We start from the raw sequence: 9949 nt of genomic DNA, 5'->3' as shown, positions 1-9949 counted from the left end.
ATTATTAGATAAATAATTGAATTCGTATTAAAAACTGAAAAGCACACTATCTTATAGTGTGCTTTTCAGTTTTTATACTTTTTAAATTATAATTTAAATTGCAATCTCACGAAAAGTAATACCTAACTCTTTTTGAATACTTATAATTTTTTGCATCTCACCTGGTATAATCAATGCAATAGATTGTCCCGTTTTACCTGCTCTAGCTGTTCTACCGCTTCTATGCGTATAATACTCTAACTGATCTGGTAATTGATGATGCAATACAAAAGCAAGATTATTTACATCAATACCTCTAGCTGAAACATCAGTAGAAATAAGAACTTGTAAACTTTCATTTTTAAAAGCACGCATTACTTTATCACGTTCCTTTTGTTGCATATCTCCTTCTAATGCTCCAACAGAAAAACCTTCATCTTGTAGTTGTTTAGACAATGTTTTCGTGCCAGCTTTAGTTCTACAGAATATAATTCCTCGCTCCTCTCCTCTTTTTTCTAGAATTCTAACAATCATATTCAACTTATCCTTTATACTGGTATGTGTAAAATGATGAGAAATATTTTCATTAACTAGAGCATTTTTATTTACTTCTATTCTAGTCGTATCAGAAGACATATACGTTTTAACTATTTGTTTAATTTCCTCTGGCATTGTTGCAGAAAATAACCATGTATTACGCTTAGTGGTATTATATTTAAGTATTTTATTTAAATCTTCTTTAAAACCCATACTAAGCATTTCGTCTGCCTCATCAAGTACTAATGTGTTCACATTAGAGATATCAACAGCACCACGCTCAACTAAGTCTAATAATCGTCCTGGCGTAGCAACAACTATATGTGTAGTTCTAGTTAAAGCTTTAATCTGTTTATCCATTTTTTCGCCACCATATACGCCTTCTACAAAAATCTTTCCGTCTATATATTTAGTAAACTTAAACAGTTGTTTTTTTATTTGTTGTACCAACTCTCTTGTAGGAGCTATTATTAAACCCTGCACTTCAGACTTTTCTTTATTAATACTATGTAATAAGGGTAGGCCAAAAGCTGCTGTTTTACCAGTACCTGTTTGTGCTAAGCCAATTAAATCTGTTTTAGATTTTAGAAGTATCGGAATTACAGCTTCCTGAATTTCTGTAGGGTTTATAATATTTAACTCAGTTAGTGCTTTACTAAAAGATTTATGAATACCTAATTCTGAAAATGTTGTCATAATACATTATTGTAACGCAAAGGTAATTTGTACTTTCGATATATAATGGATTTAAATACTATTTTACGTTACAAAGGCTGTTTTGAGACTCCATCTCTTTGGAAAAGGGATACTGTTTATGAACTAAATCAGCTAGATTTAGATTTTGAACCAAATTTTGATATTACCAAATTAACTTTAAAAAATCATAGATTAGGTAAGCAAGTTGAAGCCTTTATAAATCATCAATTAAAACAACAAGATTCTATTCATTGGATTTGTGATAATCTACAAATACAAAATGATAAAATAACTATTGGAGAATTAGATGCTCTATTTTACAAAGATAATACGCCTATTCATTTAGAAATAGTTTATAAATTTTATCTCTATGATAATTCAGTAATAGATGATAATCCATTAAAAAAATGGATTGGACCTAACAGAAAAGATGCACTAGTCTATAAATTAGATAAATTAAGGAATAAACAGCTACCATTACTTTATAATACTAAAACGAAATTATACTTAGATAAATTTAATCATAAAGCAACTGATTTTGAACAATACGTATGCTTTAAAGCACAACTATTTTTACCATATAAAATAGCTGATTTAAAAATTCATCCAATCAACATAAATTGTGTTAACGGATTCTATTTATCAATTCAAAAAATAGATATTATTAATTATTTTGAGTTTTATATACCTAATAAATTAGACTGGCTTTTTACACCACATATTGAAGTAAGCTGGCTTAAATTTAAAGAAGCTAAAATTGAAATCAATAAATATATTATCGAAAAGCATTCCCCTTTGTGTTGGCTAAAAGATAACGATGAAAAGCTACAAAAATGCTTTATAACTTGGTGGTAAAAATAAACCACATCTCTAAAGATGTGGTTTATATAATATAAAAGTGTTTTTATTTAATAATTAGCTTCTGAGTTTTAGATCCATTTAAATCTGTTTTCAGTTTTACAATATAAGAACCAATCGATAAATTAGAAACATCAATTCTATTTACAGTTGTAGTTTTATCTAAGTCTTTGCTAAGAATAAAACGACCCATAATATCATAAAGTTCAAATGTAGTTTCTGAATTTAATAAGCCTAATACAACAACATCTTTAGTGTCATACGCATTATAAATTTTTAAATCTTCTAGATTATTATCTTCAATATTCAAAATATCCCCAAACTGAAAAGAAACATTACCAGTGTTTGGGTAATTATACCTAATAGACCAATCAGTAGGTAATGTTATGTTAGAAAATGAGCCAACTACACTAGTAGCTTCTATAAAAGGTATAACGTCCCCTTCAACAGGTGTATATCCAAAATTTACAGCGACATCTCCACCCAATATAATTTCACCAGTTGATGCGATTAAATCATAATCAGTGCCTTTAAGTGTTTTTCCATTAATATCAATTTCTAAAGTAACATTCTGTAGATCTTCACTAGGACCATCAAATATTAAAACTCCAACGTCACCAGCTAATAAACCTGGCGCTATAACTCCACCATTTAGAAAAGATAATTGTGTCTCAATAATACCGCTTCCTCTAAGTAAAGCAAGAGCCTCATTAAGAAAAGATGCTATAGAATTAATATCTCTACCAGGATTTGGTGTTGGTCTCTTTTTAAGAACATGTTTATATTTACCCTTAATCTGAGTGGCATTGTCAGATTGTTCTACTGCATTAAGCTGTGCAGAAAATAGTGTCATCTGGCCATTATTTAAAACAATACCATCATTAATATTTCTTCCTCCAGTTCCTGCTGGTGGGTCGTTAAATAATAATAAAGTATCTGTTGCATTGGATATCTCCATGATACCTGATGCTGAATTTATAATATAACCTGTATGATCTATGCCATACAAACCTACTGAGTTCGTAGGATTTAAATCTCCTCCTATGAGTGTTATACCATTATTCGTTAATGTAGAACCTGTTTGGGTTAATATCGCAGTATTAGTAGTGAAGTCAATATTTAAATTACCATTTTGGTTAATAGTGAAATCATTTCCATTTACTATTCCTATTGGTGCAATATCAATTATTGTAGAAGCATTGTCATTTATTACATATACACCACTATTATTAATCGCTTCATTTATTGTATTTGTAATACTAATTTGTCCACTTAAATTTATAGTTCCATTGTTATTTATACCTGATGACTGAGACCCGTCTATACTTAACACACCATCCATTTCTATAGTCCCTTCATTAATTACTGCTGGCCCTTGAGAACCAGAAATTATCACTTCAGTTCCGATAGGCACTATAACTGTTGCAGTTTCACTAACTTCTAATCTACCAACTTCAATAGTTGGTACGTCTAAAGTAACGGTATGTCCATTATTAACAATGACTGGTGTATCAGCGCCTGGCACTACTCCACTAGCCCATGTATTTGGGTCCGAGAATGCACCAGATTGTGTGCTATTTATTTCACCAAACTCAATTGATATTTCACCAACAGATGGAAAATCATATACAATAGTCCAATTCGTGGGTAATGCAGTCGCTAATGTAAATTCGTTAGTTAACGCATCAGACCTGAAAAAAGTAACTACTTGCCCATCCGTTGGTGTAGTAGGAAAATTAATCGCAATATTTAGCGTTCCACCAAGAAGCGTAGCTATACCTTGTACCTCAATTAAATCAGACACAATACCAACACCAGCATCATCAGAAATATCTATATTAATAATAGATTGATTAAAATCCTCATCACCATCAAAACTTAGAACTCCAAAGCCAGCAACACCAAAACCTAAACTACTAGGATCAAGTAAACCTCCATTATTTGTAAAAGCACTCGCTGAAATTTCTCCATTAGCAGTTATAACACCTGATCCATCTATTTGATTACGAAATGTATCTGTGCCAGCACCAGCTAATAATGCTGGAACAGACGTCATATTACCTACTGTAATTTGTGATCTATTTTCAAACAATCCTGAAGGGCACACAAAACCAGTATTTACATTATTAATTTCAATAGAGCCTGTTGTTGTAGATATAAAATTAGTGAATGATGCTGAAGCACCGAAATTTTGTATTCCGATTGAACCAGCATCTATATTACCTATAACAATAGTGCCTTCACTGCTAAATGTGGCGTCTATATTTACGATACCACCTGCTGTATATCTGTTTATGGTAATTTGACTATCGTTATTAAAATCACCAGAATTATAAATACCTGTATCCCCTATTGAAGCATCACTTCCCAAATTAATGATACTAGGAACAAAATTATCAAAATTTCCAGTAGATGATAATAGTATAGCGATTTCACTAGTATTGTCAATGGTTATAGTTCCTCCACCTGTAGAGTTTTGAAACGTTCCTTCGATGAAAACCCCATGAACTCCGCCATTGGCAATTTGGCCAATGTTTAATATATTATTGTTTACCATGGACTGACCTGCTTCAATAACAATAGAATTTATTTCAACATTATCTATGTTTATTTCACCTGTAGTTGTATTGGTGAAAGTACCATCAGTTACTCGTATACCATAATTTAGATTTGCAATCGAATCATTTATGTTTATTACACCGCTATTATTAACGGCTCCAAAAGTTCCTCCTGTATTAATCCATATCCCAGCGGTAGATACAGAATTGATATTTAGAATTCCTGTTGCAAAATTTGTAAAAGAATTAGCCGATACAAACAATCCAGAGTTTCCTATGTTACCAACACTACCTATATTTATTGTCCCAAAATTGTTAAACACACTACCCACTGCTGTAGAAAAATAGATACCAAAAGTAATACAGTTATCTACTTGTAATACTGCGCCAGCACGATTTTGTATCGTACCTGGGTCATCACTTCCTTCTACAATGCCCAAATATATTCCGTAATCACCACCACTTGTGGTAGCGCCAATAGTTAATGTTCCTGAATTATCTAATGTGCCGAGAACTAATAGTCCATCTTGTACTTCAGCATTATCAACTAAATCGATATCTAATTGACCTGCAGCACCTATAAATAATGTAGTTTCATCATTAATTCTAACAGAGTTTGCCAGAGCTCCTGTAGTGCTAATTGTTGGGTTATTTGCGCCTGTATCAATAGTAACATTATCATTTACATCTGGCACGCCATCACTCCAATTGGTAGCATCAAACCAATCTGTACTTGTCGTTCCTAGCCATGTTGTTTGTGCTTCGCTTGTAGTTATTGTAACTACAAAAACTAAAAGTGTTAGAATTATACTTTTTTTAAAAAATAGATGATTTTGTTTTGATTGAAAATGTTCTAGAATTAAATTGTTAGAGGTGATACTAAATCCCATAAGTTAATTTTAAGTCGTTTAATTAATAGACATTTTAGTGTTTAATTACTAATAAATTTCACGGAAAATTAAACGTAATAGAATAATTTTCAGATGTTTATTATTAATACAACTCCATTTCTTAAAAATACATATTTCAATTTTGTAAGAATTTTAAACTCGACCATTTACACTTAATAATAGACAAACAACATGTATTCAATATTAAAAATAACTTTAAACTATTATGAATTTTCTTTAACTTAGCTTTCTTTTATTAAACTTCTACTATATTTTCATTGAAAAACACAAACCATCTTTATTACAGTTTTTATAAACCTTATGGTTATTTAAGCCAATTCGTTAATAATCAAAATAAACGAAAAACGAAAAAATTATTAAGTGAATTAATTAAAGAAAGTGATGGTTTAATGGCAGTTGGTCGTTTAGATGAAAAATCTGAAGGCTTGCTTCTATTGACTACAGATGGTAAATTTAGTAATCATATTACAAGTACTAATATCGAAAAGGAATACCATGTTATGGTAGATGGTATTGCAGACCAGAATATAATTTTAAACTTATTAAACGGTGTAGAAATATCAGTAGATGGAAAACCATATATGACCAAAGCATGCAAAGCAGAAATCTTAAATAATACAGATCATATTTTTAAACGCTTTGTTCGCGATGAGCGACATGGACCAACATCTTGGATAGCTATTACAATTACAGAAGGCAAATTTAGACAAGTGCGCAAAATGACCGCTAAGTTAGGGTTACCGACTTTAAGACTAGTAAGAGTGAGGATTTGTGATTATAAATTAGAAAACATGGAACCTGCTGATCTAAAAGAAATTAATTATTAGAAGCTTCATCTTGTGTCTGTTTATCATCTTTCTTTGGTTTTATAATCACTTTTTCGTTATGAAAAACTATAATAGCTTTTACACCAGTAAGAAGATTCCATTGCTTAGAAGAAATAACCTTTCCCTTGTCATCATAAACGACAAACTCGGCAGTATTAGGACCAGATTCACCTTGGTTTAAAGCTTCAATTTCAATTGTATTTTTGCCGTCAGCTAGGTTTACTGATACACGCCTATAATTGCTTTTTAGTAATAAATTAGGTTCTACAACTGCTCCATTTATATAAATTTTTACACGGTCACCATCAGGATATTCATGATCTCTGCAGACAATATTTACAAATTTGGTATCTACACGATGTTCTCCTAAAAATTGGTCGGACATTGTTCTTATAATACCACCTTTCTGAGCTTCTTTATTCCAACGCTTTTCAAAAATTTCGCTAGGACTTGTTAAACCATCATTCTCTATCATAGAAAATGGATTTTTAGATTCCCTTATAATGAATTTTTTCTTTTCGTCCTCAGAATTACCACTTGCCTTATCATCTTCATTTTCTAATTTGGGAGCTACTTTAACTTTAGCAGGTATAGAATCTTTTTTCTTCTTTGATGGTTCTACAGGTATACGAATAGATTTTTTTTCTTTGTCTTTAATTTGAGCAAAAACCATACTGCTGCATGTTATGCAGAAAAGAAGACATATGATTTTTATAGTTTTCACCTTGAGTTGATCGTTTTTATCTATATAAATTTAATGAGCAATAACCATACCTTATTCAAATTAAACGCATTAAAATGTAAATCCTTACAAAAAAACGTTAAAACTTACCGTTAAAACTTATACGTAATTTACGATTGTACTCTACAAATAGCCAATCTTTATAGTTCTGTGTACTATTCATTATACAATAACAATATTGCTTAATTCTATATGCAATTTCATCTTGTAATAACTTTGTTAGATCTCTTGCATCATAAACATCCTCACTATTCTCTACACATATTTGTGAATGTTGTGCTATTGAACGTTCTATAACCATAAACGACTTTTTACCAGAATTAATAACATCCTTATATTCTGTTTTAATATCAAAATCTAAAGATTTAGATTTTTTGAATTTCTTCAATAAGGAGTCTGGCATTGTATATATAAAGTGTCGTTCTAGATCCTCATCATCAACTATATTGTCTAAATATAAGTCTGGATAACTAAATATATGTTGCCAATCTACAGGTTGATTCCATGGTCCAAAACGTGCAATATTATTACCTAAATCTATAACTTGAAATATCTTTCTGTCTTTATATATTCTACTACCACGACCAATCATCTGAAAATACAAAGTCAAGGACCTAGTCGCTCTGTTTAATATAATAGATTCTACAGATGGCTCATCAAAACCAGTAGTTAATATACTGACCGAACTTAATATAGCATCTGGTGTTGTTTTAAACCATTTTAAGATATCCTTTCGGTCTTGTTTACTTGCAGTATTATCTAAGTGCTGTACATTGTAACCTGCTTTTTTAAACGTATAAAACACCTCTTTAGAGGTATAAATACCATTATTAAAAATAAGTGTTTTTTTACCTTTAGCTAGCTCTTCATAAGCAACTAAAAGTTTAGACTGCATTACACTATTGGTATATAAAGCTTCTGAAGACTTAACAGTATAATCTCCATTAATACCAATTTTAAGAGCTGTTAAACCTACATCATAGTTGTAGACTTCTGCATTAGATAAAAAGCCATTTTTAATTAGCGTAGAGATATCATCTCCAACAATAAGCTTTTTATAGTTATCCTTCATTGGTAACTTAATATTACTGCTTAACGGTGTTGCAGTAACTCCTAAAATAAAGCACTGCTCAAAAAACTTAAAAAGTTTTCTAAAAGAGTTGTAATGCGCTTCATCAATAATAACTAGACCTACATTTTTAAGTTCAAAATCTTTATCTGAAAGACGGTTATTTAACGTCTCTACCATAGCTACAAAACACTGATATTCGTCTTGGTCTGGTAATGTTTTTACCTTACTATTTATAACCTTATTTTTTACATTAAAGCCAGAAAGCACGTTAGATGTCTGTTTACATAACTCAACTCTATGAGTAAGAATAACTACTTTTTTATTATGCTGTTGTATGTACCTTCTAACTATTTCAGAAAAAATGATTGTTTTCCCTCCACCTGTTGGTAATTGATATAAAAGGTTAAAGTCGTTAGACTCATCTCGCATAACATCGAAAATACGATTGAGGTCTTTGATTTGATAATCATAGAGCCTTTTCTCAGAAGCATTTTTGTTAAGCGTTTCTATTGACATGCAATTTTATTAGTAAGATGTTAATTTTGCAAAAATAGCATATTGTTAGGGTTTTAAAATACTTTGTTAACAACATTTAACAAGATTGGTACTGTTCTTGTTATTATTAAATAGTAGACATTTAAATAAATATATGATGAAATCATTTAGACGATATCCTGCAACGGTCAATGCAGGATCTATGGCAGACATTGCCTTCTTATTACTTATTTTCTTTTTAGTAACAACAACAATATCTGCTGATAAGGGTATTTTAAGAAAATTACCTCCTCCTTGTGAACCAGGACAAGATTGTACTAAAAATGTTTTAGAACGGAACGTTCTTAGGATTGCATTAAATGAAAGACAAGAGATTATGATTGGAAAAGATGTTGTTGCTATTAGTGAAGTTCAAAACCTAGTAAAATCATTTTTAGATAATAACGGTGATTTACAATGTACTTATTGTGACGGTGTACAATCTTTAGAATCTTCCATACATCCTACAAAGGCAGTCATCTCATTAAGTCATGATGCATTAACTAAATACGATGTGTTCATTTCTGTACAAGATGAAATTACTAAAGCTTATTACGACCTAAGAGAGCGTTATGCTAAACAAGTGTTAAACAAGACACCTGATGAATTAAGTAAGGAGGAATTAGCAATTGTGAAGAAAGCGTATCCTTTTATAGTTTCTGAAGTGATGTTAAAACGCTCTAATTAAATATTGAATCTTTTATTGTTAGACAATACTCAATATTTAGTTTTCTTTTGCCCCATTTTTTTAGCTTTTTTAGCATCTACACCCATATAAATATCTATATGTTTTCTCCAACGTTTGTTCCTTTTGTCTTTACCTGTAAACAAACTATCGAAACCCTATAGTTTTACTTTTGTATTACTTATTAAACCAGAATCGAGTAAGTCTCTAGATACAGCGATATATCGTAACCTAGGTTTTAAGCTATCACTAAAAGCTGTAATATTTGGGTTAGAACTTGTTTAATAGGCTAAAGAATTATAAGCGGTAGCTGTTACTTGAAACGTATTTGAGCTACACCCCTCTTTTTCTTCCTGATTACAATTAAGAAGTAAAACAAATAGAAAAACTTTATAATATCTCTGTGCCTTCATACTAATAAAGGTACGCTTTATAGTTAAATAGTGTTAAATAACTAATATGTTATGCATAGTACTGTAACAATTTTGATTCTATGACGTCTATTAAGTATAAATCAATCAAAAACGAACAATCATGAGAACTTTAAACA

Annotated in this window: 7 protein-coding genes; 3 read left to right on the top strand and 4 right to left on the bottom strand. The window is 30.7% G+C overall.

The genetic code is table 11. The features are described 5' to 3' along the window. Positions 1-93 precede the first annotated feature (93 nt). Positions 94-1212 carry a DEAD/DEAH box helicase gene (locus tag B2U95_RS13665; RefSeq protein WP_296317128.1) on the bottom strand — a complete coding sequence of 373 codons (1119 nt, stop codon included), beginning with the start codon at positions 1210-1212 and terminating at the stop codon, positions 94-96. A 45-nt stretch (positions 1213-1257) separates the two neighbouring features. Here B2U95_RS13665 and B2U95_RS13660 point away from each other — a divergent pair, with 45 nt between their 5' ends. Then, positions 1258-2067 carry a DUF1853 family protein gene (locus B2U95_RS13660; protein WP_296317127.1) on the top strand — a complete coding sequence of 270 codons (810 nt, stop codon included), beginning with the start codon at positions 1258-1260 and terminating at the stop codon, positions 2065-2067. A gap of 49 nt (positions 2068-2116) precedes the next feature. Here the strand turns inward: B2U95_RS13660 and B2U95_RS13655 are convergent, their stop codons facing one another. Further along, positions 2117-5518, bottom strand: coding sequence for a T9SS type A sorting domain-containing protein (locus B2U95_RS13655; protein WP_296317126.1), 3402 nt, complete (start codon positions 5516-5518; stop codon positions 2117-2119). Between the two features lie 278 nt (positions 5519-5796). Between B2U95_RS13655 and B2U95_RS13650 the strand changes: the two genes are divergently transcribed. Next, on the top strand, positions 5797-6366 hold the full coding sequence (locus B2U95_RS13650; protein ID WP_296317125.1) for a pseudouridine synthase: 570 nt from the start codon (positions 5797-5799) through the stop codon (positions 6364-6366). Here B2U95_RS13650 and B2U95_RS13645 read toward each other — a convergent pair. Both B2U95_RS13645 and B2U95_RS13640 read right to left on the bottom strand, forming a co-directional pair. Then, positions 6356-7039 (bottom strand): hypothetical protein, encoded by a 684-nt coding sequence (locus tag B2U95_RS13645; protein WP_296317124.1) that lies wholly within the window; start codon positions 7037-7039, stop codon positions 6356-6358. The genes B2U95_RS13650 and B2U95_RS13645 overlap by 11 nt on opposite strands. Before the next feature lie 148 nt (positions 7040-7187). Then, entirely contained in the window at positions 7188-8696 is a 1509-nt protein-coding gene (locus B2U95_RS13640) for a DEAD/DEAH box helicase (RefSeq protein ID WP_296317123.1), read from the bottom strand. 133 nt (positions 8697-8829) lie between these two features. On the opposite strand from B2U95_RS13640, the gene B2U95_RS13635 reads away from it, so the two are divergent. Next, positions 8830-9402 carry an ExbD/TolR family protein gene (locus B2U95_RS13635; protein ID WP_296317122.1) on the top strand — a complete coding sequence of 191 codons (573 nt, stop codon included), beginning with the start codon at positions 8830-8832 and terminating at the stop codon, positions 9400-9402. Positions 9403-9949: the final 547 nt, after the last annotated feature.

Source organism: Winogradskyella sp. UBA3174 (assembly GCF_002364335.1).
Taxonomy (GTDB): domain Bacteria; phylum Bacteroidota; class Bacteroidia; order Flavobacteriales; family Flavobacteriaceae; genus Winogradskyella.
Note: the sequence above shows the minus strand (reverse complement) of the source record. Positions and strands in the feature narration are given on the sequence as shown.

Excerpts from the sequence above, each read along its gene's own strand:
- B2U95_RS13660 (WP_296317127.1), top strand. The coding sequence starts at position 1,258 with ATGGATTTAAATACTATTTTACGTTACAAAGGCTGTTTTGAGACTCCA.
- B2U95_RS13645 (WP_296317124.1), bottom strand. The coding sequence starts at position 7,039 with ATGGTTTTTGCTCAAATTAAAGACAAAGAAAAAAAATCTATTCGTATA.
- B2U95_RS13655 (WP_296317126.1), bottom strand. The coding sequence starts at position 5,518 with ATGGGATTTAGTATCACCTCTAACAATTTAATTCTAGAACATTTTCAA.
- B2U95_RS13640 (WP_296317123.1), bottom strand. The coding sequence starts at position 8,696 with ATGTCAATAGAAACGCTTAACAAAAATGCTTCTGAGAAAAGGCTCTAT.
- B2U95_RS13665 (WP_296317128.1), bottom strand. The coding sequence starts at position 1,212 with ATGACAACATTTTCAGAATTAGGTATTCATAAATCTTTTAGTAAAGCA.
- B2U95_RS13635 (WP_296317122.1), top strand. The coding sequence starts at position 8,830 with ATGATGAAATCATTTAGACGATATCCTGCAACGGTCAATGCAGGATCT.